Here is a 25,584-nt window from a genome sequence, read left to right as displayed (position 1 = left end):
AACCTCGGCGACAAAAGTTCACAGGGATTTGCCCCGCCACAAAATCGGATCGATTTCGCGCAGAAGTGGTCAACCCACTTAAGCACTTCTCACGCCATGTGCCACACGGAGGTTCATCTGATGACGATTCCGATCCCCGCTGAAACGCCCGATCCGAACATAGACAAACCGGTGCTGCCCGAAACCGAGCCGCAACCGATCCCGGAACAGGAGCCACCGGGCACCACGCCGCCGCCCAAGGAAGAGCCACCGTCGACCATGCCGCCGGTGATTGTCTGATCACTGGGATTCATCGTGATCTTTCTCGAAAAGCTTCACGATCCTTGGCATCACGCTGAATATGCCCAGCGCGAGCAGCGTACTGAGCAACGCCGTCGCTTCGCGGCCCAACCCGGCCGCGACGCCGATGGCAGCGGTCATCCACAGGCCGGCGGCGGTGGTCAGACCTTTGACGTGACCTTCATCGCCTTCGTGGTTCTTCAGAATCGTACCGGCACCGAGAAAACCAATACCGGCGATCACTCCTTGCACCACCCGGCTCATCGCATCGGCCTGTGAGCCGGACAATTGCGGCACCAGCACAAACAGCGCCGCACCGAGGGCCACCAGCATGTGCGTTCGCACCCCCGCGGCCTTGCCCTTGTGCTCTCGCTCGAACCCGAGAATCCCGCCCAGTACCGCCGCCATCAGCAGGCGCACGGTGATCCGCGTCAGCTGCGATGCATCGCCGATGTCGGCGAATTCCGCTTGCAGGGTTTCCCACACCTCATGCCACCAGGCGTTCATCGTGCAGTCCTTATCAGGAGGTCATAGAGGGTGGACAGCGCCGACCATTAATCGGTTGCGTAGAACGATCCGCTAATCCGCGCACCCTAACTGTTCAGATCCCCTGTGAAAAAGGACAGCCCCATGCCCCTTCGTATCGATGAAAGCAATCCAGAATCGAAAGTCTGTTTTTTCGCCGTTGAAAATGGTGAGGAAATCCGGATCTGCGACACGCTGGAAGTCAGGACAGATAGTGAAAAATCCATGTCGTTCGTCGAAGTGGAAGGACGGCGCATCTACGTCACCGAAGCCGAAGCTGACGCATTGACCGTCGCAGGCGCCCGGGATGGGCGCAAACACCTGAAGGCCGACGACAGTGATTCGGTGATTTGACTGACCTCGATCAACAACCGGCGCAGACGTCTGGGATAGGCATCTGCGCCTTGGCCTGCGGACTGCTTCAAGTTGTCGCAGGCGTGGCTTTAAAACCCATCTGATACGCTTTTTATTGAAATACCTGAGTCTGTTATGCAAACAGATCGGCGCTCATAGTTCCCTGGCCTGATGGAGGCTGATGAGCGAACGACCATGAGCGAACGAATCCCCGTCCGAACCGTAGAAGCATCTCCCCAGATAAAAAAAGTACCGGCGCGCCCAATGAAGGCGAAACACGCCACCAGCGACAACCAGATTTTCACCCGCAGCTTCACCGGCCTGTTCCGCACCTTGCGCATGAGCGGCGCGGGGTTTCTGTTCCTGCTGTTTTTCGGCACCGTGTGGCTGAACTGGGGCGGGCGTCAGGCGGTGCTCTGGGACCTTTCCGAAAGCAAGTTCCACATCTTTGGCGCGACCTTCTGGCCGCAGGATTTCATTCTGCTGTCGGCGCTGCTGATCATCGCCGCGTTCGGCCTGTTCGCGATTACCGTGTTCGCCGGCCGGGTGTGGTGTGGCTACACCTGCCCGCAGAGTTCGTGGACGTGGATCTTCATGTGGTGCGAGAAGATCACCGAAGGTGAACGTAACCAGCGGATCAAACTGCAAGCGGCGCCCTGGAGCATGAACAAACTGGCGCGGCGTGCGGCCAAGCACACCCTTTGGCTGGCGATCAGCGTGCTGACCGGCCTGACTTTCGTTGGCTACTTCACCCCGATCCGTCCGTTGGCCGAAGAGTTGCTGACCTTGCAGATCGGCGGTGTCAGCCTGTTCTGGGTGCTGTTCTTCACCGCCGCCACCTACATCAACGCCGGCTGGCTGCGTGAGGCGGTGTGCATGCACATGTGCCCTTATGCGCGGTTCCAGAGCGTGATGTTCGACAAGGACACCCTGGCGATTTCCTACGACGTGGCCCGTGGCGAAAACCGTGGCCCACGCAAACGCGACGTGAAACCCGCCGAAGCCGGCCTCGGCGATTGCATCGACTGCCAGTTGTGCGTGCAAGTCTGCCCGACCGGCATCGACATCCGCGACGGCCTGCAAATGGAATGCATCGGCTGCGCGGCGTGCATCGACGCCTGCGACTCGATCATGGACAAGATGAATTACGCCCGTGGCCTGATCCGTTACACCTCCGAGCGTGAATTGCAGGGTGGCAAGACGCATCTGCTGCGTCCGCGGCTGATCGGCTACGTCGCGGTGCTGGTGGTGATGATCGGCGCCCTCGCCCTGGCGCTGGTCGAACGGCCGATGGTGTCGCTGGACGTGACCAAGGACCGTGGACTGTTCCGCGAGAATGGTCAGGGCCAGATCGAGAACATCTACACCCTCAAAGTCATCAATAAGACCCAGCAGCGTCAGGACTACAACCTGACGCTGGTGGACGGCGAAGGCTTCCAGCTGCAAGGCAAGACCGAACTGAGCCTGGCCCCGGGCGAGATCGTCGATGTGCCGGTGTCGGTGGCCATGACCACGGAACGCCCGGCCAGCAGCTCGCAGACCTTGAGCTTCAAGATTGCCGACAGCGATGAGCCTGAGGTTTATAGCGTGGCGAAGAGCCGGTTTGTTGCGCCGATGAATCGCTGAGCCTTTAAGATGCAACCTTTTGTGCCAATGGCGCTGCGTCCATTGGCACAACCGTTTTCCGAATCCCATTCAATGCAGGACACCGATGAAACGCTACGAAAAATTCGCCGACGACATCGCTGAACTGATCCGCTCCGGCGTCCTCGGCCCCGGCCAGCGGGTGCCGTCGGTGCGCTACGCGAGCCAGACCTACGGCGTCAGTCCGTCCACGGTGTTCCAGGCCTATTACCTGCTGGAACGTCGCGGCCTGATCCGCGCCCGGCCGCGCTCCGGTTACTTCGTCAACACACACGCCCCGAGCCCGTTCTCGGAGCCGGTGATCAGCAGTCAGGTCAACGAATCCACCAAGGTCGATGTGAGTGAACTGGTGTTCTCGGTACTGGAATCGATCAAGGACCCGAGCACCGTGCCGTTCGGCTCTGCATTTCCCAGCCCCGAACTGTTCCCTTTGCAACGCCTGTCACGTTCGCTGGCCAGCGCCGCCCGGGAGATGGACCCGCGCATGGTGGTCACCGACATGTCGCCGGGCAACCCGCAACTGCGCCGGCAGATCGCCCTGCGCTACATGGTCGGCGGCCTGATGCTGCCGATGGAAGAACTGCTGATCACCAACGGCGCCCTCGAAGCGCTGAACCTGTGCCTGCAAGCGGTGACCGAACCCGGCGACCTGGTGGCCATCGAGGCCCCGGCGTTCTACGCCAGCCTGCAAGTGCTGGAACGGCTGAAACTCAAAGCCGTGGAAATCCCCGTGCACCCGCGCGACGGCATCGATCTCGGCGTACTCGCCCAGACCCTGGAGCGTCATCCGATCAAGGCCTGCTGGTGCATGACCAGCTTCCAGAACCCAATGGGCGCGACCATGCCCGAGACCAAGAAACAGGAACTGGTGGAACTGCTGAAACGGCATCAGGTGCCACTGATCGAGGACGATGTCTATGCCGAGCTCTATTACGGCCAGCAGGCGCCGAAACCGGCCAAGGCTTTCGACACCGAAGGTCTGGTGATGCATTGCGGCTCGTTCGCCAAAAGCCTGGCCCCCGGCTACCGCATCGGCTGGGTCGCCGCCGGACGCTACGCGCAGAAGATCGAACGCCTGAAACTGATGACCTCGCTGTGCGCCTCGATGCCGGCGCAAGCGGCCATTGCCGACTACCTGCAACACGGCGGCTACGACCGTCACCTGCGCAAACTGCGCTACGCCCTGGAAGAACAGCAAAGCGCGATGCTTGCGGCCATCGCCCGCTACTTCCCGGCGCAGACCCGCGTGAGCCAACCGGCGGGCGGGTATTTTCTGTGGCTGGAACTGCCACCGCAGATGGATTCGTTGAAGTTGTTTCAGATGGCACTGGCGCAGGGCATCAGCATTGCGCCAGGGCCGATTTTCTCGCCGACCCAGCGCTTCAGAAATTGCATCCGATTGAATTACGGCAGCCCGTGGACCGAGGCTTCGGAAAAGGCGATGGAGACGTTGGGGCGGATTGTGCGGTCGTTTTGATGCGATCGTTCCCACGCAATGCGTGGGAACGATCCTTGACTAACGCCCGCCGCCCAGATCGACGAAAGTCCCGGTCGCATACGAAGCCTTGTCCGACAACAACCAGACAATCGCCTCCGCCACTTCATCCGGCCGCCCGCCCCGGGCCATTGGAATCGCCGACTCAAGCTTGCTGACCCGATCCGGATCGCCGCTCAACGCGTGAAAATCGGTGTAGATGTAGCCCGGACGCACCGCATTGACCCGAATCCCCTCGCCCGCCACTTCCTTGGACAGACCGATGGTGAACGTGTCGAGGGCACCTTTGGACGCCGCATAGTCGACATACTCGTTCGGCGAGCCCAGACGCGCGGCAACCGAAGACACGTTGACGATGCTGCCGCCCTGCCCGCCGTGTTTGGGCGACATGCGCAGGATCGCGTGCTTGGCGCAGAGGATCGGCGCCAGGACGTTGGTTTTCATGATTTTGAGGATGCGGAATTCGGACATATCGTCGACCCGCGATTTGTGCCCGACGGTGCCGGCGTTGTTCACCAGTGCGGTGACCCGGCCCAGCTCGGTGTCGACCCGATGAAACAGGCCTATCACTTCGTCTTCGATGCTGACGTCGGCGCGAACGGCAATGGCGGTGGCGCCGCGCTCGCGTACCTGATCGAGTACGTGGTGGGCCGCCTGTTCGTCAGACTGATAATTGATGCAGATCCGATAGCCTTGCTCGGCAGCCAACAGCGCCGTGGCGGCCCCGATTCCGCGTCCGCCGCCGGTGATCACAATGACTTTGTCCATGCTGGCCTTCCCCCAATGCACACGTAACAGTCGGGGCAAGAATAACCGTCATTGCGGGGTTTTGCATGGCCTGCGTCAGCCGTTCAGCTCGCCGCCAATTGTTTGCCGCGCTCGATATCCTGCAGGAAGCGATCGGCCGGCATCGGATGGCCAAGCAGATAGCCTTGCAGCGAATCACAGCCCAGTTGCGTCAGGAAGTCCTGCTGCACGCCGGTCTCCACACCTTCGGCCACAATACGCAGGCCCAGTGCCTGCCCCAGCGCGACAATCGCCGAGACAATCGCCGCGTCATCGCTGTCGTGTTCCAGATCACGGACGAAACCGCGATCGATCTTCAGCTCGTTGGCCGGCAGGCGCTTGAGGTACATCAGGCTCGAATAACCGGTGCCGAAGTCGTCGATGGACAGATCGACGCCCATGTCGGACAGTTCCTGCAGCACTGTCATGCTCGCGTCGGCGTCGCTCATGGCGGTGGTTTCGGTAATTTCCAGGGTCAGGCTGTTGGCCGGCAAGTGGTGCGTGGCCAAGGCCTTGGCCACGCTGCGCACCAGTCCGGTGTGACAGAACTGCAAGGCCGAGAGGTTCACCGCGATGCGCCAGTCGGTGTACCCCAGCACGTACCATTCGCGCATCTGCCGGCAGGCTTCGTTGAGCACCCATTCGCCGATCGGAATGATCAACCCGGTCTTCTCGGCGAGATCGATGAACTTGTCCGGCATCAGCATGCCGTGGAGCGGGTGCTCCCAGCGCAGCAGCGCCTCGGCACCGACCGGGTGACCATCGGCGGCATGGAACTTGGGCTGGTAATGCAGGCTGAACTGATTGTGCTCGAGCGCCGCGCGCAGGTCCTGCAACAGTTGCAGTTGCTTGCGGGCGTTGCTGTTCATCGAGGCGTCGAAGAAGCTGTAGCCGTTCTTGCCGCCGCCCTTGGCGTGGTACATCGCCGCGTCGGCGTTCATCAGCAGTTCCTGGGCGTTCTGGCCGTTGCCCGGATACACCGCGATACCGACGCTGGCAGAAATCTGCAGCTCATGTTCGGCCACCCGGAACGACTGCGCGATCAAACCGACCTGACGCGCCGCCAGACCCAGCGCATCGTCGGGCTCGCTCAAACGCACCAGCAGCACGAATTCATCACCGCCAATCCGCGCCAGGGTGTCGAGGCTGCGCAGATCTTCGCGCAGACGCACCGCCACTTCGCGCAGCAACTGATCGCCCATGTGGTGACCGAACGCGTCGTTGACCGGTTTGAAGCCGTCCAGATCGATGAACATCAGCGCAAAACAGCCGCCCTGCTCGTTGACCTTTTTCATCGCCTGATTGATCCGGTCGTCCAGCAGCATGCGGTTCGGCAGGCCGGTCAGGGTGTCGTGCAGGGCCAATTGGGTGAGTTCGCGGTTGGCCACGGTCAATGAATGGGCCAGATCGGCGGTTCGCGCTTCGAGGCGGGCATCGAGAATCGAGGTCAGCAGCGCAATGGTCAGCACCGCCAGCGTGGTGATCAGCACCAGGTTGTCCAGGCCATTGCCGTTCAGACCGCTGAGCGCCGCGCCGCAGAAACTGCCGTCGGGAAAACGCGCCGCCGCCATGCCGGTGTAGTGCATGCCGACAATCGCGATGCCCATGACGATTGCAGCGCCGGCACGGAACAGACGCACATAAGGCGATTGCTGACGCAGGCGGAAGGCAATCCACAATGCCGCCGCCGAAGCGCCTACCGCGATCAACAGTGAAGCGCCAAACAGGGTCGGGTCGTAATCGATGCCCGGCTGCATGCGCATGGCGGCCATGCCGGTGTAATGCATGGCGCTGATGCCGGCGCCCATGATCAAGGCACCGAAGGCCAGTTGCCAGGCTGGCAGTTTCGGCTGGCTGACCAGCCACAGGGCAAAACCGCAGGACAGCACAGCGATCAGCAATGAGAGCGCCGTGATTGAAATGTCGTAACCGAGGCTGATCGGCAACTTGAACGCCAGCATGCCAATGAAGTGCATCGACCAGACGCCAACCCCCATGGCAAAGGCGCCGCCGGCCGTCCATAAATGCACGGCGCGCCCCTTGGCGGTGGCGATGCGCCCGGTGAGGTCGAGCGCGGTGTAAGACGCGAGGATCGCCACACACAGCGAAATGAAGACCAGCGTGAAGGAATAACTACCGATGAGCATGGGAATTCTCGTGACCACCCCGCCGTACTGCTTCCGTTCTCGGCGGGGCCAAATGCGCCGATTGTACTGATTGCACAGAAGAACGCACTGACAAAGTAATCAAATGGCCATCAAGCCGATGAAACGCTTGTTTGATCGTTCGACAAGGCTCTAGACCGGCAGTCACGGCACTGATCATTCCCACGCTTTGCGTGGGAATTCAGCATCAGGGATTCTGGCTGGTTTCCAGTTGCCCGTCCCAGCCACCGCCCAACGCCGCGATCAACTGCACGCTGGCAATCAGTCGACTTTGCAGGATGTTGAGCACTGTGCGCTCGTTGCTCAGCGCCGTGGCTTGCACCACCACTACGTCGATGTAGGCAATCAGCCCGGCCTTGTACTGATTCTGGGTCAGACGAAGAGAATCCCGCGCCGCATCCAGCGCTTCCTGACGCACCGCCGCCTCGTCCTCGTACACCTTCAGCTGCACCAGGTAGTTTTCCACCTCGCGGAAGCCGTCGAGCACGGTCTGCCGGTATTTGGCCACGGTCTCGTCGTACTTCGCTTCGGTGCGATCGACTTCCGCCGAGCGACGGCCGCCGTCAAACAGCGGCAGGCTCATTTTCGGCCCGACCGACCAGAAACGGTTCGGCAGACTGATCAGATCCCGCGAAGTACTGCTGCTGTAGCCGCCGCTCATGCTCAGGCTGAAATCCGGGTAATACGCCGCTTTGGCAACACCGATATTGGCGTTCGCTGCGATGACCGAGCGTTCCGCCGAGGCGATGTCCGGGCGACGTTCCAGCAGTTGCGACGGCAGGCTCAACGGAATCTGCGGCAGCTTCGGGATGTCCTGGGTTTCGGCAAGCTTGAACTGTGCCGGCGGCTGGCCGGTGAGCACCGCGATGGCGTTTTCGAACTGCGCCCGCTGCCAGATCAGGTCCACCAGATCGCCCTGGGTGGATTTGAGCTGCGTCTGTGCCTGCGCCACCGCATCACGCCCGGAAATCCCGGCGTTGTACTGGTTCTGGGTCATTTTCAGCGAACGCTCGTAGGCCTCCACTGTCGACTCGAGCAAACGCTTCTGCTGATCGATCACGCGCAATTGCAGATAGTTCTGCACCAGTTCCGATTGCTGGCTCAGGCGCATCGCCGCCAGATCGGCGAAGCTGGCCTGGGCGCTGGCCTCATTGGCTTCCAGGCCTCGGCGCAGTTTGCCCCAGACATCGGCCTCCCAGCTCACACCCAACTGGGCGTTGTAGGTGTCACGAATACCGCTGGAAGAACTGCTCAGGCTCGAACTGCTGCTGCCGGTGCCCTGGCTGGAGCGGGTCTTGCCCAGGCTCAGGTCGAGCGTCGGGTAAAACGCTCCACGAGCATCGCGCACCAAAGCCTGAGCCTGACGGTACTGCGCCTCGGACTGGGCGACGGTCTGGTTGGAACTGTTGAGTTTCTCGATCAACTCGTTGAGCTGACGGTCGCCATACAGCTCCCACCAGGCGCCACGGGCCAGGGAGTCGGCCGGACTGGCCTGACGCCAGCCCTCGGCCTCTTTGTATTGGGCGATTTCCGCAGTTTGCGGGCGCTGGTAGTCCGGGCCGACGGCGCACGCACTGAGCATCGCCACACACAGCGACAGGCTCAGCAGACGCGAGCCGCGAACACTGGCCAGTTGGATAAGCGAACGGTCATTCATAGCGGAGTTTCCAGTGCGGCATCGGTACGTACGCCACGCCATTTGTTGAAGCGATGGCGGGCCTTGTCGAGATAGAGGTAAACCACAGGCGTGGTGTAAAGGGTCAGGATCTGGCTGAAGATCAGCCCGCCGATGATGGTCAGGCCCAGCGGCTGACGCATTTCGGCGCCTTCGGCCCGGCTCAGCAACAACGGCAAGGCGCCGAGGATCGCTGCCAGCGTGGTCATCAGAATCGGCCGCAGACGCTGCAGGCAGGCACTGCGGATCGACTCCAGCGGCGCCATGCCCTGATGACGTTCCAGTTGCAGCGCCAGGTCGATCATCAGGATCGCGTTCTTCTTCACCACACCGATCAGCAGGAACAGCCCGAGCAACGAGATCAGGCTGAATTCGCCGCCCAGCACATAGATCGACAGCAACGCACCGACCCCGGCCGACGGCAATGTCGACAGAATCGTCAGCGGGTGAATGTAGCTTTCATACAGCACGCCCAACACCAGATACACCGCCAGCAGCGCGCCGAGGATCATGAACGGCTGGCTCTTCTGGGTGGCCGCGAAAGCGTCGGCGGTGCCGGCCATTTTCGCAATCACGTCTTCCGGCAGGCCGACCTTGGCAATCGCCCGTTCGATCGCCGCGCTGCCCTTCTCCACCGTCACGCCTTCGGCCATGTCGAACGAGATGCTTTCGGAGGCGAACTGGCCTTCGTGGCTGACCCGGTCGTCTTCCAGGCTGTTTTCGTAGTGGGCGATGGTCGACAGCGGAATCCGCGCACCATCGGCCGTGATCACCTGCACCTGATTGAGAGTGACCGGGTCCTGGGCGTATTTCGGATTGACCTCCATCACCACCTGGTACTGGTTGAGGCTGTCGTAGATCGTCGAAATCTGCCGCTGGCTGTAGGCGTTGTTGAGGACGGCGGTGACCATGTTCATGTCCACGCCCAGACGCTTGGCCTGATCGCGGTCAACGATCAGCGTCACCTGCTGCGCACCGCGCCCTTCACGGGCGTCGATGGCAGTCAGTTCCGGCAGGGCCCGCAATGCGGTGACCACTTTCGGATACCACTCGCGCAAGGCACCCAGGTCACCGCTCTGCAGGATGTAGCTGTATTGCGAGGTGGTCTGCTCGCGACCACCGCCGAATTGCAGGTCCTGGTCGGCCATCAGCATCAATTGCGCGCCGGGCACCTTGGGCATTTCCTTGCGCAGGCGCTCGATGACTTTCTGCGCCGAGATGTTGCGGTCCTTGATCGGCTTCAGGCGCACCAGCATGAAGGCGTTGTTGGTGCCGTTGTTGCCACCGATAAACCCGGCGACGCTCTCGACCGCTTCGTCCTTGAGCACCGCGCGGCGGAAGGTCTCCATTTTCGGCTGCATCACGCTGAACGACAGACCGTCGTCGCCGCGCACGAAACCGATCAACTGGCCGGTATCCTGTTGCGGCAGGAACGTCTTCGGCACCACCACGTACAGCGCGACGTTCACGCCGACCGTGATGATCAGGCTCAACAGCGTCAGGCGCCGGTGACGCAGCACCCAGTCGAGGCTGGTGGCGTATTTGCCGACCATCCAGTCGTTGGTGCGCCGGCTCCAGCGTTGCAGACGGTTTTCCTGGCCCGGCGTGTGCGGCTTGAGCCAACGGGCGCAGAGCATTGGCGTCAGGGTCAGGGAAACCACCAGCGACACCACGATGGCAGCGGCCAGGGTGATGGAAAACTCGCGGAACAGGCTCTCGATGATCCCGCCCATGAACAGGATCGACAGGAACACCGCCACCAGCGACACGTTCATCGACAGCAAGGTGAACCCGACTTCCTTGGCCCCCAGATACGCGGCCTTCATCGGTTTGACGCCTTCGTCGATGTGCCGGGAAATGTTCTCCAGCACCACGATGGCGTCGTCCACCACCAGCCCGGTGGCGAGAATCAGCGCCATCAGCGACAGGTTGTTCAGCGAGAAGCCGTAGAGGTACATCACCGCAAAGGTGCCGACCAGCGACACCGGCACCGCCAGGGTCGGGATCAGCGAAGCACGGAAGTTACCGAGGAACAGGAAAACTACCAGGATCACCAGCGCCACGGCGATCAGCAGGGTCATTTCCGCTTCATGCAAAGTGGCCTTGATCACTGGCGAGCGATCCATCGCCAGATTCAGCTTCACGCTGGCGGGCAGCACGGCCTGCAATGCCGGCAACTGCGCCTTGATCTCGTTGACCGTCTCGATGATGTTGGCGCCGGCCTGGCGGTTGATCACCAGCAGCACCGCTGCGTCATCGTTGAAGAAACCACTGTTGTAGCGGTCTTCCACGCCGTCGGTGACCTTGGCCACGTCCTTCAGACGCAGGGCTGCACCGCCGTTGTAATGGATGATCAGCGATTCGTAGTCCTTGGCTTTCTCCAACTGGTCGTTGGCCTGGATCTGCCACAGGCGCTGGTCGTCCTCGACCGAGCCCTTCGGACGGCGCACGTTGGCGCCGGCAATGGTCTTGCGCACATCGTCCAGCGCTACGCCGTACTGGTTCAGCGCCTGGGGTTCGAGTTCGATGCGCACCGCCGGCAGGGAGCTGCCGCCAATCTGCACCTCGCCCACGCCCTGCACCTGGGACAGGCTCTGGGAGAGGATGGTCGAGGCCAAATCGTAGAGCTGGCCTTTTTCCAACACATCCGAAGTCAGCGACAGCACCATGATCGGTGCCTGCGACGGGTTGACCTTCTTGTAGGTCGGCATGCTGCGCATCCCGCTCGGAAGCAGGTTGCGCGAAGCGTTGATCGCCGCCTGCACTTCCCGCGCCGCGCCGTTGATATCGCGGTCGAGGTCGAATTGCAGAATGACCCGGGTCGAACCCTGGCTGGAGCGGCTGCTCATGGTGTTGACGCCGGCGATGGCGCCAAACGAGCGCTCCAGCGGCGTCGCGACGGTGGACGCCATGACTTCCGGGCTCGCGCCGGGCAGGCTCGCCTGGACCACGATCACCGGGAAGTCCATTTGCGGCAGTGGCGACACCGGCAGCAGACCGAAGCTCACGCCGCCCAGCAGCATGATCGCCAGGCTCAGGAGCATGGTCGCCACCGGGCGCTTGATGAAAGGACCGGACAGGTTCATGGCTGTTCTACCGGCTCCACGGCCGAAGGCGCACGGCCCCAGCGCCGACCGAGGCGGTCGAAGTACAGGTAGATCACCGGGGTGGTGAACAGCGTCAGGATCTGGCTCAGCAGCAATCCGCCGACCATCACCAGACCCAGCGGCTGACGCAATTCAGCGCCGGAACCGGTGGCCAGCATCAGCGGCACCGCGCCGAACAGCGCCGCCAGCGTGGTCATCAGGATCGGCCGGAAGCGCAACAACGCTGCCTGATAGATCGCCTGCTCCGGCGCCATGCCCTGGTTGCGCTCGGCGTCGAGGGCGAAGTCGATCATCATGATCGCGTTCTTCTTGACGATACCGATGAGCAGGATGATGCCGATGATCGCGATCATGCCCAGGTCATTGCCGCTGAGCAGCAGCGCCAGCAAGGCGCCGACCGCCGCCGACGGCAGGGTCGAGAGAATGGTGATCGGATGGATGTAGCTCTCGTAAAGCACGCCGAGCACGATGTACATGGTCACCACCGCCGCCAGGATCAGCAGCAAGGTGCTCGACAGCGAAGCCTGGAAGGCTTCGGCCGCACCCTGGAACTGGGTCTGCACACCGATCGGCATGCCGATGTCCTTCTGCACCTGCTCGATGATGTCCACCGCATGGCCCAGCGCCACGCCGTGGGCCAGGTTGAAGGACATCATCACCGCCGGGAACTGGCCGATGTGGGTGATCGCCAGTTGCGCCTGACGCTCCTCGACATGGGCCAGGCTCGACAACCGCACCTGACCGCCATCGGTGGTCTTGACGTGAATCTGATCCAGCGCCTGCGGCCCGATCTTCTCCCCGGCCTGAGCCTGCAGCACCACGCGGTACTGGCTGGCCTGGGTGTAGATGGTCGAGATCTGGCGCTGGCCGAAAGCGTCGTACAGTGCGTCGGTGATGTTCGCCACCGACACACCAAGGCGTGAAGCCGCGTCACGGTCGATCACCAGGAACACCTGCAGGCCCTTGTCCTGCAAATCGCTGGCAACGTCGGTCAATTCGGGGCGCTGGGCCAGTGCCTCGACCAGACGTCCGCTCCACAGGCTGAGCAGTTCGGCGTCCGGCGATGACATGCTGAACTGGTACTGGGTGCGGCTGACACGGTCTTCGATGGTCAGGTCCTGCACCGGCTGCATGAACAGACGGATGCCCACCAGTTTGTCCAGTTGCGGTTGCAGGCGGGTGATCACCTCGGCGGCCGTCAGATCACGCTGACCGTGAGGCTTGAGGTTGATCAGCAGGCGACCGCTGTTAAGCGTGGCGTTGTCGCCGTCGACGCCGATGTAGGACGACAGGCTTTCCACCGCCGGGTCTTCGAGAATCACCTTGGCCAACGCCTGTTGACGCTCGCCCATGGCGGCAAAGGAAATCGACTGCGGCGCTTCGGAAATGCCCTGGATCACCCCGGTGTCCTGTACCGGGAAGAAGCCCTTGGGCACCACCATATAAAGGAACACGGTCAGCGCCAGGGTACCGATGGCCACCAGCAGGGTCAGCGGCTGGTGCTTGAGCACCCACTGCAACTTGCGCCCGTAGGCGGCGATCATCCAGTCGATGAACGCGCCACTGGCCCGGTAGAAACGGCCCTGTTCATGTTCTTCTGGCTCACGTTTGAGCAGACGCGCGCACATCATCGGCGTCAGGGTCAGCGAGACCACCAGGGAAATCAGGATCGCCACCGCCAGGGTGATGGCGAACTCGCGGAACAACCGCCCCACTACGTCGGCCATGAACAGCAGCGGAATCAGTACCGCAATCAGCGAGAGGGTCAGGGAAATCAGGGTGAAGCCGATCTGCTTCGCGCCCTTGAGCGCAGCCTGCATAGGGCTGTCGCCTTCTTCGATGAAGCGGGCGATGTTCTCCAGCATCACGATCGCATCGTCGACCACGAAACCGGTGGCGATGGTCAGGGCCATCAATGTCAGGTTGTTCACCGAAAACCCGGCGAGGTACATCACACCGAACGTACCGATCAGCGACAGCGGAACCGCCACCGACGGAATGATGGTCGCACTGGCCCGACGCAGGAACAGGAACGTCACCATCACCACCAGCGCGATGGCGATCAGCAGTTCGTGCTGCACGTCGGTGACCGAGGCACGGATGGTCTGGGTGCGGTCGGTCAGCACGGTCACTTCAAGGCCCGCCGGCAGGTTATCGGTGATGCTCGGCAGCAGCGCCTTGATCCGGTCGACCACCTCGATCACGTTGGCGCCCGGCTGACGCTGAATGTTCAGCAACACTGCCTGATTCTGGTTGGCCCACGCCGCCAGACGCTCGTTCTCGGCGCCATCGACGATCTGCGCGACATCCTTGAGTCGCAGCGGCGCGCCGTTCTTGTAGGCCAGGATGAGGTTGGCGTAGTCCTTGGGCGAAGTCAGCTGGTCGTTGGCGTCGAGCATCGACACCCGCGTCGGGCCGTCGAAGTTGCCCTTGGGCTGGTTGACGTTGGACGCACCGATCAGCGTGCGCACATCCGACAGGTTCAGGCCGTTGGCCGCCAGTGCCTCCGGGTTGACCTTGATCCGCACCGCCTGACGCTGACCGCCGGCGATGCTGACCATGCCGACACCGCTGATCTGGGCGATCTTCTGCGCCATGCGCGTATCGACCAGATCGTTGAGCTTGGGCAGCAGCATGGTTTTGGAGGTGATGGCCAGGGTCAGCACCGGGGTGTCCGCCGGGTTGACCTTGTTGTACACCGGCGGCGCCGGCAAATCGGTCGGCAGCAGGTTGGTGGCGGCGTTGATCGCGGCCTGCACCTGCTGTTCGGCGACGTCCATGTTGATGTCGAGACTGAAACGCAGGGTCAGCACCGACGCACCGCCGGAACTGGTCGAAGCCATTTGCGTCAGGCCCGGCATCTGCCCGAACTGGCGTTCGAGCGGCGCGGTGACGGCGCTGGTCATTACGTCCGGACTGGCGCCCGGGTACAAGGTCATGACCCGGATGGTCGGGTAATCCACCTGCGGCAAGGCCGAAACCGGCAGCAGGCGATAGGCAATCAGGCCGGCCAGCACGATGGCCAGCATGCTCAGCGTGGTGGCGACCGGGCGGAGGATGAACAGACGCGAAATGTTCATGCGCCCTTCTTGGCCTTGTCGGTGACGGCAGCGTCAGGTGCGCTGGCGGCGGACTTGCCTTGCAGGTGCCCGGTCGGCGTGGTCGGTACATCCTGACTGTCGTTGACCACTTCCACTTCACTGCCTTCCTTCAAGCGGTCGGTGCCTTCCAGCACCACGCGGTCGCCGGCGGTCAGGCCTTCGGTGATCACGGTGTTCTGCCCGTCGCTGGCGCCGATCTTCAACTGGCGGATGGTGACTTTCTTGTCGCCGTCCAGCGCGTAGACGAAGGTGCCGTTGGTGCCGAACTGGATGGCGGCCGACGGCGCCAGTACCACGCCCTTGAGGGTGTCGGCCAGCAAGTGGACGTTGACGAACTGGTTGGGGAACAGCGACTGATCGCGGTTTTCGTAGCGCGCCTTGAACTTCAGGGTGCCGGTGGTCACGTCGATCTGGTTGTCGAGGCTTTGCAACACGCCCGTGGCCTGAATTTTCGTGTCGCCACGGTCCCAGGCTTCGGCCGGCAGTTTGGCGCCGCTGTGGTAGCGGGCCAGCACGGTTTCAAGGGTGTTTTCCGGCAGCGTGAAGACCACGCTGATCGGTTGGGTCTGGGTGATGACGGCGAGGAACGTGGTGTCGTTCGCGGCTACAAGATTGCCGACGTCGAGCTGACGCAGACCGACGCGACCGGCAATCGGTGCGCGGATCTTGGTGAATTCAAGGTTGAGCTTGGCGTCGTTGACCGCCGCCTGGTTGGTCTTCACGGTGCCGAGGAACTGGCCGACTTGTGCTTCGGCGGTGTCCAGGGTCTGCTTGGCGATGCTGTCCTCTTTATACAGACCGCGATAGCGCTCGACATCGACCTGAGCGTTTTTCAGCTGTGCCTGATTCTGCAGCAAGGTGCCTTCGGCCTGAAGCAAGGCGTTCTGGTACGGGCGCGGGTCGATCTCCGCCAGCAGGTCGCCGGCCTTGACCATCTGCCCTTCCTCGAAATAGATCTTCACCAGTTCGCCGCCAACCCGGCTGCGCACATTGATGGTGTTGAGCGCGGTCACGGTGCCGAGCGCTTTGTAGTACAGCGGGAAGTCACCGGTCACCGCCGGCGCCACGCGTACCGGAATCGGCCCGCCCGCCCCGCCGAAGCCCGGACGCATCATCCCCGAGCGACCGGCGTGACCCGTCGCGGCTTTCTCGCCACCCTCTTTGTGGGTCGATCCGGCGGGCCAGAATTTCCAGCACAGGCCGGCGATGACCAGCAGGACAAGCAGGCTCAGCAGCCAGCGACGGGAGTTTCGGGAAGACGATTGCATGGAGTGATTAACCATTGGGCGCGTGGGCTTCTTTTACGGGAGGCTGAACGATAAGCACTGGTGGGGGTAAAGCAAAGCAGCTTTACCGGCAATTTACCTTCAACTTACGTTTCAAGGTGTGAGCCAAAACACTGATACACAAATGAAAACGGCCTGGACAGGGCCAGGCCGTTAACAATTGTAAAAGCGCTTATTTCAATACGGCGAGCGCCGCGTCGTAGTTCGGCTCTTCAGCGATTTCCTTGACCAGTTCGCTGTGCAGCACGTTGTCGTTTTCGTCCAGAACAACCACCGCACGGGCAGTCAGGCCTTTCAGCGGGCCGTCAGCGATGGCCACGCCGTAGTTCTGGATGAATTCGGCGCCACGCAGGGTCGACAGGTTCTGTACGTTTTCCAGACCTTCGGCGCCGCAGAAGCGGGCCTGGGCGAATGGCAGGTCAGCCGAGATGCACAGCACCACGGTGTTGGCCAGTTCGTTGGCCTGAGCGTTGAACTTGCGCACGGAAGTGGCGCAGGTCGGAGTGTCGACGCTTGGGAAGATGTTCAGCACTTTGCGCTTGCCGGCGAAGTCTTTCAGGGTGACGTCGGACAGATTGCCGGCTACCAGGGAAAAGGCTGGCGCCTTGGAACCGGCTTGTGGCAGTTGGCCGTTGACTTGAACCGGGTTGCCTTTGAGAGTGACTTGAGCCATGAACGGAGTCCTTCTTAACGTTGTTGGGAAAGCATGCAAGAGGCGGAAGTTAACCACGAAATTGTCCGACGACCTATGCCTGAACCGAAATTGTCATGTGCCATCGCTCAAGATTGGATACAACCCTGAGCGCTAACCGAGCAATTGCAGCATGTTGCGATGCCGGGCCTCGAAGATGCGGCGCATGTAACCGTTCACCAGCAGTCCTTCGCTGAACGCCCCGCCAATCGCCGAATACGTCACGCGGTCGGTGTACAGCGTACCGCCCTCGCCCGCTGCCACCCGATGTTCATGACGAAAGGCACGCAAAGGCCCCTTGAGCATTTCATCGACAAAATGCGTGTCGCCGACTTCGCGGATCGTCACCGTCCAGTTCGACGGAATCAGGTTGAACATCCAGTGCCGGAAACGAAATTGCCGGCCCTCCTCGATGCGCAGGTTGTTCAGGTCGATATCTCCCAGCGGCGTAACGCGCTCCGGGAAGATCTTCGGGAAGTTGATGCCCTCCAGACAGAAATCGAGCACTTCTTCCGGGGTGCGATCGGGGATCAGGGTGGTGAGTTCCAGGGTAGGCATGGCGGACACATTCCGTATGAAGGCGATGCTTGTTAAAACGCGGTTCTGCATCTTTTCTTTAACGAGCTGTCGATTCAAGCCCTGGCCGTTCGACAAAGCAGTGAATCCCCCCATTTCTCACGGAGAAACACCATGCGCTTCATGATCATTGTCAAAGCCAGCCAGGATTCCGAAGCCGGCGTGATGCCCAGCGAACAGTTGCTGACCGACATGGGCAACTACAACGAAGAACTGTCCAAGGCCGGCATCCTGGTGTCCGCCGATGGCCTGCACCCGAGCAGCAAAGGCGCCCGGGTACGTTTCAGCGGCGAAAAACGCAGCGTGATCGACGGCCCGTTTGCCGAAACCAAGGAGCTGATCGCCGGTTACTGGATCTGGGACGTGAAGTCGAAGGAAGAAGCCATCGAGTGGGTCAAGCGCTGTCCTAATCCAATGCCGGGCACCGAAGCCGAGATCGAGATTCGCCAGATATTCTGCCCGGAAGACTTTGGCGCCGAGTTCACCCCGGAACTGCGCGAGCAGGAAGAGCGGATTCGCGAGCAGGCGAAAAAGCACTGACAGCCCCGCTCTCGCAAACCGGCCTCCACGACTCACGCCGTGGAGGCCATCAGGTCCACCTTATTTTGACTTCATTTTCAGATAAGACTGGTGCATGTCCGACGCCCAGCCATCGATCACGGCTTTCACGTCATCGGCCTTCATGACCTGAGAATCGTTTTCCAGAGGTTTACCGGTGCCCTTGCGCACGACCTGCGCCACAACCTTGTTGTTGCCGCCATCGAGGAACACCGCTTCGGTGGCCAGGGTGGTTTCCTGATCGCGACTGCCGCTGGCGGTCGTGACCGCTGCCGCCACCAGGGCAATCGGGATCACTTCATAGGCATGCAGACCTTCGGTCTTGCTGCTGACGGCGGTGATGGCCGCGCGCACGACGATCACGCCCGGGCCTGGCCCGCTGGCCAACGGCAGGGATTTGCCCACTTCACGCTTGAGCGCCTGATCATAGTAAGCCGTGATGCCGTTGAGGGTCTGTTGCGGGATTTTTACCGTTGGCTGGGGCTTGGGATACAGCTGAGTCGGTTCGATGTAGACGCTGGTGAACTTGTTGATATCGAGTTTGGGATCGACCCAGCGCATCACCTCGGCACCGGACGGTGACTTGGCCTCCTTGAGTTGGCTGTAGTCCTTGAGGAAGCCTGAATACTCATCCGGAGCGACGGTCTTGCTGGAGCAACCCACCACGCCAAGCGTGGCAATGCACAGGGTGCTCATCATTAGGGCTAGCTTCATGCTGTAACTCCTGTCAGAAGGCCTGATTTATTGCATCGGGGAGTTACAGGTATAGCTAAAACCACAGGCTTTGCGCTTGCCGGACGGGAAATGAATCCCGCCCCCGGCCTGAAGCACGATAGAACCCGATTCAGATCAGATTCACCAGGTCGACGTCTCTCCGCTGCGCAACGCCATCTCCCGCCGGCTGTGAAGCCGCATCGCCTTGATCAGCGAAACCGTGCCCACCAGCAACAACGCCGCGCCAAACAGGAAGTCGATGTTGTACAGCTGGAAATCCTGCACCGGCCCCACCAGCACTGTACGCACTACGCCGATCCCCACCAGGGTTGCGAGGAAGTCGATCCCCGGCTCGTCACGGTAGAACACCAGCAGCAACGGCAGGCACAGCACCAGCAACATCAGCAGCACCACAACTTTGAACGCGCCTTTGCGCTCGACGCTGAAAGCACACTCGTGGTGGCCGTAGGCTTTGTAGTCCTCGTCGCGGACCATCACGTTTTTCTCGTTGATGTAGTCGGCGCGGTTGTATTTCTGGATCGGCGTGAAGGTGTTGGACATCTCCATCAGCGTGGTGATGTTCTTGAAGCGCAGGTCAACGCGCTCGTTGCCTTTGACGTAATACAGGACTGGCTTGTAGCCGTAGCGATAAGTGTCGAAAGGAAACTCGGTGACCCGGCCCTGAACGCCGATCGGGCGCGACTCGAGCTGGGCGAAGGCGCTTTTGTCGGTCGAGGCGAGGTTGCGGCTCAGAGGCAGAATCTTCACTTGCTCAAGGAAGATCGGCGTAACGCCGTAGGACCACTGCAACGGTTCCAGGCGCAGACGCAGTTCGTTGCGGCCCAGGTCATAGCGGTTGAAGGTGCGCTCGGAGACCACCACTGCACCGCTGAGCATGAACTCGCCGCGCAGGTTGTTGGTGATGCGCAAGGTCAGTTGATCCTTGCCCAGCAGCGCCGCATCCGAGGACGGCGGTGTGCCGCACCACGCGGTGCTTTCGCCGACACCGCCGAGCTGACCGCCACGGTTTTCGTTGAATACGTAGATGTAACCGGCCCACAGCGTCAGCATCAAAAGCAACGCGGTGAGGCCCAGAATCTTTTTGCCCGGACCCACTGATCAGACTCCCTTCTTCGTTCCGTCGTCCAGCCGAAAACCCGCTGGCGACGGGGACTCTACCAAAAGGCCAGCATCGACCCAAGGAAAAATCCCCGATTCATCAGGGTTCTAAGGGTTTCCCCTGCATCACCTGCGCCGAAACAACGGTCGTGGCTCGATCACCGAGCGCCCGTACAACACGCTCATCCCCGCCAGCCCCTTGAGCGCATCCTCGGCGGATTTGTCCTCGCGCACGGCAAAGCTGTCGAAACCGCACTGGCGCATGTGGCTCAGTTGATCGCGCAGCACATCGCCAATCGCCCGCAGTTCGCCTTTCCAGCCGAAGCGGCTGCGCAGCAGATAGGCCTGGCTGTAGGCGCGGCCGTCGCGAAAGCTCGGGAAGTCGAGGGCGATCAGCGGCAGCGAGGTCAGCCATGGCAGCAGGCTTTCGACGCTATCGTCCGGGCCCAACCAGACTGCGTGGGTCGAGGGTGATTCGAGCCAGTGGGCCAGCGGCAGAATCAGCATCCCGGAACCGGGCGCTGTTTCAGGTGAACGGATCAGCATCCACGGATCATCGAGCACGATCCGCGCCCCGCTCTCTTCCATCCGCAGCAGATTGTTCATGCCGACACCTCCAGCGCTTTCGGGTAGACCCGTTCCTTGAACGGCTCCAGGCCGATGCGTGCCACGGTATCGACGAACAGTTCTTCGGCCTCGCGGTAACGGACGAAGGTGCCAATGATCCGCTCGATCACCTGCGGCACCTCGGCGGCGCTGAACGACGGGCCGATGACTTTGCCCAGCGCACTGTTCTTGCCCTGTGCACCACCGAGGGTGATCTGGTACCACTCGCTGCCGTTTTTATCGACGCCGAGAATCCCGATGTTGCCGATGTGGTGATGACCGCAGGCGTTCATGCAGCCGGAGATGTTCAGGCTGATGTCGCCCAGATCGTGCAGGTAATCGAGGTTGTCGAAACGCGCCTGAATCGCCTGGGCAATCGGGATCGACTTGGCGTTGGCCAGCGCACAGAAATCACCGCCGGGGCAGGCAATGATGTCGGTCAGCAGGCCAACGTTGGCGGCGCCCAGCCCCTGCTCTTTCGCCAGTTGCCACAACGCAAACAGCTCCGATTTGGGCACGTCCGGCAGGACGATGTTCTGCTCGTGGGCGATGCGGATTTCGCCGAAACCGAAGCGCTCGGACCAGTCGGCCACCGCCAGCATCTGCAGACCGGTGACATCGCCGGGTGCGGCCGCAACGCCCGGTTTGGTCGACAGCACCACGCTGGTGTAACCCGGAACCTTGTGTGGCTGCACGTTGCGCGCAACCCAGCGGGCGAACGCCGGGTTGTCGGCCAGGTGCGTGCCGAAATCCAGATCGGTGCCGGCCAGCGTGCGATAGCTTGGCGGCACAAAGGCGTTGGCAACCCGCAGGTATTCATCCTCGGTCAGTTGCGCCGGGCCGTCCTTGATGTGCTGCCATTCTTCTTCGACTTCCTTGGCGAACGCTTCGATGCCCAGCGCCTTGACCAGAATCTTGATCCGCGCCTTGTACTTGTTGTCGCGCCGGCCGTGGCGGTTGTAGACCCGCAGCACCGCCTCGACGTAGGACAGCAAATGCTGCCACGGCAAGCCGTCGCGAATCTGCAAACCAAGGATCGGCGTGCGCCCCAGACCACCGCCAACGATCACCCGCAGCTGCATCTGTCCGTCGCGACCGGGGTAAAGGTAGAGGCCGATGTCATGCATCATGATCGCCGCGCGGTCCTGTTTCGCCGAGCAGATGGCGATCTTGAACTTGCGCGGCAGGAACAGGAATTCCGGGTTGATCGTCGACCATTGCCGCAGGATCTCCGCCAGCGGACGCGGGTCGATCAACTCGTCCGCCGCGACTCCGGCGAAGGCTTCGGTGGTGATGTTGCGCACGCAGTTGCCCGAGGTCTGGATCGCATGCATGTTGACCTGTGCCAGACGCTCGAGAATGTCCGGCACCTCGCTCAGCTCGATCCAGTTGAACTGCATGTTCTGCCGTGTGGTGAAGTGGCCGTAGCCACGGTCGTAGTCACTGGCAATGCTCGCCAGTGTGCGCATCTGTTCGGCACTCAGCGTGCCGTAGGGAATCGCCACCCGCAGCATGTAGGCGTGCTTTTGCATGTACAGGCCGTTCTGCAAACGCAGCGGCAGGAATTCCTCTTCGCTCAACTCCCCGGCCATGAAGCGCTCGACCTGATCGCGAAACTGCGCAACGCGCTCGAACACCAGCGCCCGGTCGTAATCGTCGTATTGATACATCGGCTACCTCATCAGCACTCAGCACAACTCCTGTGGGAACGAGGCATCTAGAGATTGCGCGATCTGGCGCAATCTCTAGATGCCTCGTTCCCACAGATTCCTGAAGGCACTATGACGTTGCAGCGCAGCCCGTTACAGATTCACCTGAACGCATAAAAACCGTATCAGGGCGCGGCAGATGGCCGCAGGCAGCGCTTCGATCTGATCCGCATAAATGAACAATTCCTGAGCCTGTTTTGTTTCTGGCGGGGTTTCTACAGTGCAGCTCGTGCCAGACCGGGTGGCCTGGCAAGACTTTGACCGTGGAAGAATTGACCATGAGCACAGCAACAATCGGACAGGCTTATAACTACAAGGTCGTCCGCCAATTCGTCATCGCGACTGTTTTCTGGGGTGTCGTGGGCATGGCGATGGGGGTATGGATCGCCTCGCAACTGGTATGGCCGGACATGAATCTGGACCTGCCGTGGACCACCTTCGGCCGCTTGCGACCGTTGCACACCAGCCTGGTGATTTTCGGTTTCGCCGGCAGCGCGCAGTTCGCCGCCAGCTACTACGCGGTGCAGCGTACCTGCCAGGTGCGGCTGTACTCGGACAAACTCGCCGCGTTCACCTTCTGGGGCTGGCAATCGGTGATCGTGATCATGCTGGTCACCCTGCCGATGGGCTACACCACCACCAAGGAATATGCCGAGATCGAATTCTCCGGCGCGGTGTGGATGGCGGTGGTCTGGGTCGCGTACGCCATCGTGTTCTTCACCACGGTGGTGCAACGCAAGACCAAACATATCTACGTCGGCAACTGGTTCTTCGGCGCGTTCATCCTGGTGATCGCCATGCTGCACGTGGTCAATCACTTGTCGATCCCGGTGGACTGGTTCAAGTCCTATCCGGTGTATTCCGGCGCCACCGACGCCATGGTGCAGTGGTGGTACGGGCACAACGCAGTGGGTTTCTTCCTGACCACCGGGTTCCTCGGGATGATGTATTACTTCGTGCCGAAACAGGTCAATCGGCCGGTGTATTCGTACCGGTTGTCGATCGTGCACTTCTGGGCGCTGATCACTCTGTACATCTGGGCCGGCCCGCACCACTTGCACTACACCGCGCTACCGGACTGGGCGCAGTCATTGGGCATGGCGATGTCGCTGATCCTGCTGGCGCCAAGCTGGGGCGGGATGATCAACGGGATGATGACCCTGTCCGGCGCCTGGCATCAGTTGCGCACTGACCCGATCCTGCGCTTCCTGGTTCTGTCGCTGGCGTTCTACGGCATGTCGACCTTCGAAGGCCCGATGATGGCGATCAAGACCGTCAACGCCCTCTCCCACTACACCGACTGGACCATCGGCCACGTACACGCCGGCGCCCTCGGCTGGGTGGCGATGATCACCTTCGGCGCGACCTACCACATGGTGCCGAAGGTCTTCGGCCGTGAACGGATGCACAGCACGCCGCTGATCAACCTGCACTTCTGGCTGGCGACCATTGGCACCGTTTTGTACATCGCTTCGATGTGGGTCAACGGCATCACCCAGGGCCTGATGTGGCGGGCGATCAACGAGGACGGCACGCTGACCTACTCGTTCGTCGAAGCGCTGCAGGCCAGCCATCCGGGGTTCGTCGTGCGCTTTGCCGGCGGGGTGTTCTTCCTCACGGGCATGTTGCTGATGGCCTACAACGTATGGCGCACGGTGCGGGTGGCGGATGTTGCGATTGCCCACCGTGAAGCGCAGATCGCCTGATCAAGGGAGCCGGACATGTTCGATATCGTTTTGAATGTATTGGGCGTGCTGTTTTTGTGGCTGTCGGTGGAGTACTGCTTGCGCCATGAAACGGCTGAAAGCCTGGATGATGCGAGCCTGACGCCGTTTGCGGATGATCCGGAGGTGGCGCGGCGGGTTGAGTTGGCTACCGGCAGGACCGTGAAAGCGGTGGCGCCGGAGGTGGCGAAGCCGGGGTGGGTCAATCTCGAAATGTAACTGCACCCGATGATCGATCCCACACTGGGTGTGGGATCGATTTGGCCCTAGGTGCGATCGCGCGGAATCAAACTTTGTAACTGCTGCGCAAGAAAATTCGCATCAAACACAAACGTATCCGGATCCTTCAACCCATTAGTCTTGCGCCACTGCCAATCACCATTGGGCAGCCCCACCAGCGAAACACTCCCGTAACGCGCCGCCGTCAGACCCATCACCGCCAGCGAAATCTGCCCGCCACTGCCCATCACATCCGGCACAAACTCCACCGGTTTGCCGGCAATCACGATGCTCAGTTTTTCAGTCTTGAAGGTTGACGTCTCAACCGGAATGCTCGGCCCGAACGCCACATAAGCCTCCCGACTCACCTCCAGCAACCCCGGCGCCTGCACCGGCTCCAGCCATTGCTGGATCTGCCCGAACAACTCGTTGATCCGTGTGGCCCAGGTCGCCGACTGCGTCTCGAACAATTGCTTCTTGTGCGCTTCGCTGTCGGCATAGTGGCGAAGCATTTCGCCCAGTTGCTGTACGTCGTCCATTGCGGTGTTCCTTCAAGGAAGCGGTGCTGCGGACTTCGAGCATGGCAGATGCCGATGACGACCGTGCAAGTCATTTGCCTGCACGGTCGTCTTGTCGGTCATTGACGGACAGAAGGTCAGCGTTTGCGCAGGCGCGCCATGCTCAGGGTGTCGACCCATTGCCCGTCACGCACGGCGTAATCGCGGAACAGGCCCTCGGTTTCGAAGCCGAACTTGCGGTAGAGCCCGATGGCCGCTTCGTTGTCGGCGTACACCGAAAGCTCCACCCGGTGCAGGTCCATCCAGTTGTCCGCCACTTCCAGCGCCGCCGCCAACAGTTTCGAACCGACGCCTTTGCCCTGCCACGCCACTGCAACGGCCATGCCGACACTGCCGGCGTGGCTGCGACGAATCCGCGAAAATGCCTCCAGCCCGAGATGCCCGATCACCACACCTTGATGCAGCGCCACCAGTTTCACCATCCGCTCGTTTTCCGGCATCAGTCGTTGACGCCAGATCTCGGCAGACTGAAACGGCATCTGCAACACCTGCCGGGTCACGGCCGGGTCGTTGTAGAGCGCGGTGACACCTTCGACGTGGGATTCGCTGAAGCGTTCGAGGTGAATGGCGGGGTTGTGCTCAGGCATGAAAGATCCCTCCTGGATCAGTGCGTGGCCGGTCACTGTAAACCGCTTCTTCACGGATTCGCCATGACTGTTTAAAGCCGTTGACC

General features: G+C 61.4%; 22 protein-coding genes. 7 read left to right on the top strand and 15 right to left on the bottom strand.

What is annotated here, in order from left to right:
* Window positions 1-120: 120 nt before the first annotated feature.
* A complete protein-coding gene (locus tag M5B44_RS14055) occupies window positions 121-279 on the top strand; it encodes a hypothetical protein (RefSeq protein WP_167443771.1) in 159 nt (52 codons plus the stop codon).
* Here M5B44_RS14055 and M5B44_RS14050 read toward each other — a convergent pair whose 3' ends face one another.
* Complete coding sequence (locus M5B44_RS14050; RefSeq protein WP_248739551.1) at window positions 280-786, bottom strand: MgtC/SapB family protein; 507 nt, start codon at window positions 784-786, stop codon at window positions 280-282.
* Between the two features lie 123 nt (window positions 787-909).
* Between M5B44_RS14050 and M5B44_RS14045 the strand changes: the two genes are divergently transcribed.
* The 3 genes from M5B44_RS14045 (at window position 910) to mapR (ending at window position 4,279) form a co-directional block, all read left to right on the top strand.
* Window positions 910-1,158: a DUF3203 family protein gene (locus M5B44_RS14045; RefSeq protein ID WP_248739550.1), complete on the top strand. Its 249-nt coding sequence runs from the start codon at window positions 910-912 to the stop codon at window positions 1,156-1,158.
* 195 nt (window positions 1,159-1,353) lie between these two features.
* The gene (gene ccoG / locus M5B44_RS14040) at window positions 1,354-2,784 is read left to right on the top strand and encodes a cytochrome c oxidase accessory protein CcoG (protein ID WP_248739549.1); all 1,431 of its coding nucleotides are present in this window, start codon (window positions 1,354-1,356) and stop codon (window positions 2,782-2,784) included.
* A gap of 85 nt (window positions 2,785-2,869) precedes the next feature.
* The gene (gene mapR, locus M5B44_RS14035; RefSeq protein ID WP_085708224.1) at window positions 2,870-4,279 is read left to right on the top strand and encodes a GntR family transcriptional regulator MpaR; all 1,410 of its coding nucleotides are present in this window, start codon (window positions 2,870-2,872) and stop codon (window positions 4,277-4,279) included.
* A gap of 39 nt (window positions 4,280-4,318) precedes the next feature.
* Here mapR and M5B44_RS14030 read toward each other — a convergent pair whose 3' ends face one another.
* The 8 genes from M5B44_RS14030 to M5B44_RS13995 all read right to left on the bottom strand — a co-directional run bounded on the left by M5B44_RS14030 (window position 4,319) and on the right by M5B44_RS13995 (window position 17,666).
* A complete protein-coding gene (locus M5B44_RS14030; protein WP_248739548.1) occupies window positions 4,319-5,065 on the bottom strand; it encodes an SDR family oxidoreductase in 747 nt (248 codons plus the stop codon).
* 83 nt (window positions 5,066-5,148) lie between these two features.
* Window positions 5,149-7,230 carry a putative bifunctional diguanylate cyclase/phosphodiesterase gene (locus M5B44_RS14025; RefSeq protein WP_248739547.1) on the bottom strand — a complete coding sequence of 694 codons (2,082 nt, stop codon included), beginning with the start codon at window positions 7,228-7,230 and terminating at the stop codon, window positions 5,149-5,151.
* A 205-nt stretch (window positions 7,231-7,435) separates the two neighbouring features.
* Window positions 7,436-8,905: an efflux transporter outer membrane subunit gene (locus M5B44_RS14020; RefSeq protein WP_248739546.1), complete on the bottom strand. Its 1,470-nt coding sequence runs from the start codon at window positions 8,903-8,905 to the stop codon at window positions 7,436-7,438.
* On the bottom strand, window positions 8,902-12,009 hold the full coding sequence (locus M5B44_RS14015) for an efflux RND transporter permease subunit (RefSeq protein WP_248739545.1): 3,108 nt from the start codon (window positions 12,007-12,009) through the stop codon (window positions 8,902-8,904). The genes M5B44_RS14020 and M5B44_RS14015 overlap by 4 nt, the downstream gene beginning before the upstream one ends.
* Entirely contained in the window at window positions 12,006-15,110 is a 3,105-nt protein-coding gene (locus M5B44_RS14010; RefSeq protein WP_085708229.1) for an MdtB/MuxB family multidrug efflux RND transporter permease subunit, read from the bottom strand. Before M5B44_RS14010 ends, M5B44_RS14015 begins: the two co-directional genes overlap by 4 nt.
* A complete protein-coding gene (locus M5B44_RS14005; protein ID WP_248739544.1) occupies window positions 15,107-16,414 on the bottom strand; it encodes an MdtA/MuxA family multidrug efflux RND transporter periplasmic adaptor subunit in 1,308 nt (435 codons plus the stop codon). The genes M5B44_RS14010 and M5B44_RS14005 overlap by 4 nt, the downstream gene beginning before the upstream one ends.
* Before the next feature lie 175 nt (window positions 16,415-16,589).
* Window positions 16,590-17,090 carry a thiol peroxidase gene (gene tpx / locus M5B44_RS14000; RefSeq protein ID WP_085731150.1) on the bottom strand — a complete coding sequence of 167 codons (501 nt, stop codon included), beginning with the start codon at window positions 17,088-17,090 and terminating at the stop codon, window positions 16,590-16,592.
* A gap of 132 nt (window positions 17,091-17,222) precedes the next feature.
* Complete coding sequence (locus M5B44_RS13995) at window positions 17,223-17,666, bottom strand: SRPBCC family protein (protein WP_248739543.1); 444 nt, start codon at window positions 17,664-17,666, stop codon at window positions 17,223-17,225.
* Between the two features lie 132 nt (window positions 17,667-17,798).
* Between M5B44_RS13995 and M5B44_RS13990 the strand changes: the two genes are divergently transcribed.
* Window positions 17,799-18,224 carry a YciI family protein gene (locus M5B44_RS13990; protein ID WP_085708233.1) on the top strand — a complete coding sequence of 142 codons (426 nt, stop codon included), beginning with the start codon at window positions 17,799-17,801 and terminating at the stop codon, window positions 18,222-18,224.
* A gap of 60 nt (window positions 18,225-18,284) precedes the next feature.
* Here the strand turns inward: M5B44_RS13990 and M5B44_RS13985 are convergent, their stop codons facing one another.
* The 4 genes from M5B44_RS13985 to M5B44_RS13970 form a co-directional block, all read right to left on the bottom strand.
* Window positions 18,285-18,956, bottom strand: a complete 672-nt coding sequence (locus tag M5B44_RS13985; RefSeq protein ID WP_248739542.1) for a DUF3313 domain-containing protein — start codon at window positions 18,954-18,956, stop codon at window positions 18,285-18,287.
* A 141-nt stretch (window positions 18,957-19,097) separates the two neighbouring features.
* Entirely contained in the window at window positions 19,098-20,072 is a 975-nt protein-coding gene (locus M5B44_RS13980) for a hypothetical protein (protein ID WP_248739541.1), read from the bottom strand.
* Between the two features lie 129 nt (window positions 20,073-20,201).
* Window positions 20,202-20,681: a DUF934 domain-containing protein gene (locus M5B44_RS13975; protein ID WP_248739540.1), complete on the bottom strand. Its 480-nt coding sequence runs from the start codon at window positions 20,679-20,681 to the stop codon at window positions 20,202-20,204.
* Complete coding sequence (locus tag M5B44_RS13970) at window positions 20,678-22,351, bottom strand: nitrite/sulfite reductase (protein ID WP_248739539.1); 1,674 nt, start codon at window positions 22,349-22,351, stop codon at window positions 20,678-20,680. Before M5B44_RS13970 ends, M5B44_RS13975 begins: the two co-directional genes overlap by 4 nt.
* A 317-nt stretch (window positions 22,352-22,668) precedes the next feature.
* On the opposite strand from M5B44_RS13970, the gene ccoN reads away from it, so the two are divergent.
* Window positions 22,669-24,096 (top strand): cytochrome-c oxidase, cbb3-type subunit I, encoded by a 1,428-nt coding sequence (ccoN, locus tag M5B44_RS13965; protein WP_134826679.1) that lies wholly within the window; start codon window positions 22,669-22,671, stop codon window positions 24,094-24,096.
* 15 nt (window positions 24,097-24,111) lie between these two features.
* Window positions 24,112-24,333 carry a cbb3-type cytochrome c oxidase subunit 3 gene (locus tag M5B44_RS13960; protein ID WP_248739538.1) on the top strand — a complete coding sequence of 74 codons (222 nt, stop codon included), beginning with the start codon at window positions 24,112-24,114 and terminating at the stop codon, window positions 24,331-24,333.
* A gap of 47 nt (window positions 24,334-24,380) precedes the next feature.
* Here M5B44_RS13960 and M5B44_RS13955 read toward each other — a convergent pair whose 3' ends face one another.
* Both M5B44_RS13955 and M5B44_RS13950 read right to left on the bottom strand, forming a co-directional pair.
* Window positions 24,381-24,872 carry a hypothetical protein gene (locus M5B44_RS13955; protein ID WP_248739537.1) on the bottom strand — a complete coding sequence of 164 codons (492 nt, stop codon included), beginning with the start codon at window positions 24,870-24,872 and terminating at the stop codon, window positions 24,381-24,383.
* Between the two features lie 116 nt (window positions 24,873-24,988).
* A complete protein-coding gene (locus M5B44_RS13950; protein ID WP_248739536.1) occupies window positions 24,989-25,498 on the bottom strand; it encodes a GNAT family N-acetyltransferase in 510 nt (169 codons plus the stop codon).
* Window positions 25,499-25,584 lie beyond the last annotated feature (86 nt).

The sequence above is a fragment of the Pseudomonas sp. MWU12-2029 genome, from assembly GCF_023242425.1.
GTDB lineage: Bacteria > Pseudomonadota > Gammaproteobacteria > Pseudomonadales > Pseudomonadaceae > Aquipseudomonas > Aquipseudomonas kribbensis.
The sequence above is the reverse complement of the archived record's forward strand: the minus strand, read 5'-3'. Positions and strand labels throughout refer to the sequence as shown.

Coding starts and splice junctions, on each gene's coding strand:
- M5B44_RS13955 (WP_248739537.1), bottom strand. CDS start 24,872: ATGGACGACGTACAGCAACTGGGCGAAATGCTTCGCCACTATGCCGAC.
- M5B44_RS13950 (WP_248739536.1), bottom strand. CDS start 25,498: ATGCCTGAGCACAACCCCGCCATTCACCTCGAACGCTTCAGCGAATCC.
- M5B44_RS13970 (WP_248739539.1), bottom strand. CDS start 22,351: ATGTATCAATACGACGATTACGACCGGGCGCTGGTGTTCGAGCGCGTT.
- M5B44_RS14045 (WP_248739550.1), top strand. CDS start 910: ATGCCCCTTCGTATCGATGAAAGCAATCCAGAATCGAAAGTCTGTTTT.
- M5B44_RS14020 (WP_248739546.1), bottom strand. CDS start 8,905: ATGAATGACCGTTCGCTTATCCAACTGGCCAGTGTTCGCGGCTCGCGT.
- M5B44_RS13990 (WP_085708233.1), top strand. CDS start 17,799: ATGCGCTTCATGATCATTGTCAAAGCCAGCCAGGATTCCGAAGCCGGC.
- M5B44_RS13995 (WP_248739543.1), bottom strand. CDS start 17,666: ATGCCTACCCTGGAACTCACCACCCTGATCCCCGATCGCACCCCGGAA.
- M5B44_RS14055 (WP_167443771.1), top strand. CDS start 121: ATGACGATTCCGATCCCCGCTGAAACGCCCGATCCGAACATAGACAAA.
- M5B44_RS13985 (WP_248739542.1), bottom strand. CDS start 18,956: ATGAAGCTAGCCCTAATGATGAGCACCCTGTGCATTGCCACGCTTGGC.
- M5B44_RS14005 (WP_248739544.1), bottom strand. CDS start 16,414: ATGGTTAATCACTCCATGCAATCGTCTTCCCGAAACTCCCGTCGCTGG.
- M5B44_RS14025 (WP_248739547.1), bottom strand. CDS start 7,230: ATGCTCATCGGTAGTTATTCCTTCACGCTGGTCTTCATTTCGCTGTGT.
- M5B44_RS13960 (WP_248739538.1), top strand. CDS start 24,112: ATGTTCGATATCGTTTTGAATGTATTGGGCGTGCTGTTTTTGTGGCTG.
- M5B44_RS14030 (WP_248739548.1), bottom strand. CDS start 5,065: ATGGACAAAGTCATTGTGATCACCGGCGGCGGACGCGGAATCGGGGCC.
- M5B44_RS14050 (WP_248739551.1), bottom strand. CDS start 786: ATGAACGCCTGGTGGCATGAGGTGTGGGAAACCCTGCAAGCGGAATTC.
- tpx (WP_085731150.1), bottom strand. CDS start 17,090: ATGGCTCAAGTCACTCTCAAAGGCAACCCGGTTCAAGTCAACGGCCAA.
- M5B44_RS13975 (WP_248739540.1), bottom strand. CDS start 20,681: ATGAACAATCTGCTGCGGATGGAAGAGAGCGGGGCGCGGATCGTGCTC.
- ccoN (WP_134826679.1), top strand. CDS start 22,669: ATGAGCACAGCAACAATCGGACAGGCTTATAACTACAAGGTCGTCCGC.
- M5B44_RS14015 (WP_248739545.1), bottom strand. CDS start 12,009: ATGAACCTGTCCGGTCCTTTCATCAAGCGCCCGGTGGCGACCATGCTC.
- mapR (WP_085708224.1), top strand. CDS start 2,870: ATGAAACGCTACGAAAAATTCGCCGACGACATCGCTGAACTGATCCGC.
- M5B44_RS14010 (WP_085708229.1), bottom strand. CDS start 15,110: ATGAACATTTCGCGTCTGTTCATCCTCCGCCCGGTCGCCACCACGCTG.
- ccoG (WP_248739549.1), top strand. CDS start 1,354: ATGAGCGAACGAATCCCCGTCCGAACCGTAGAAGCATCTCCCCAGATA.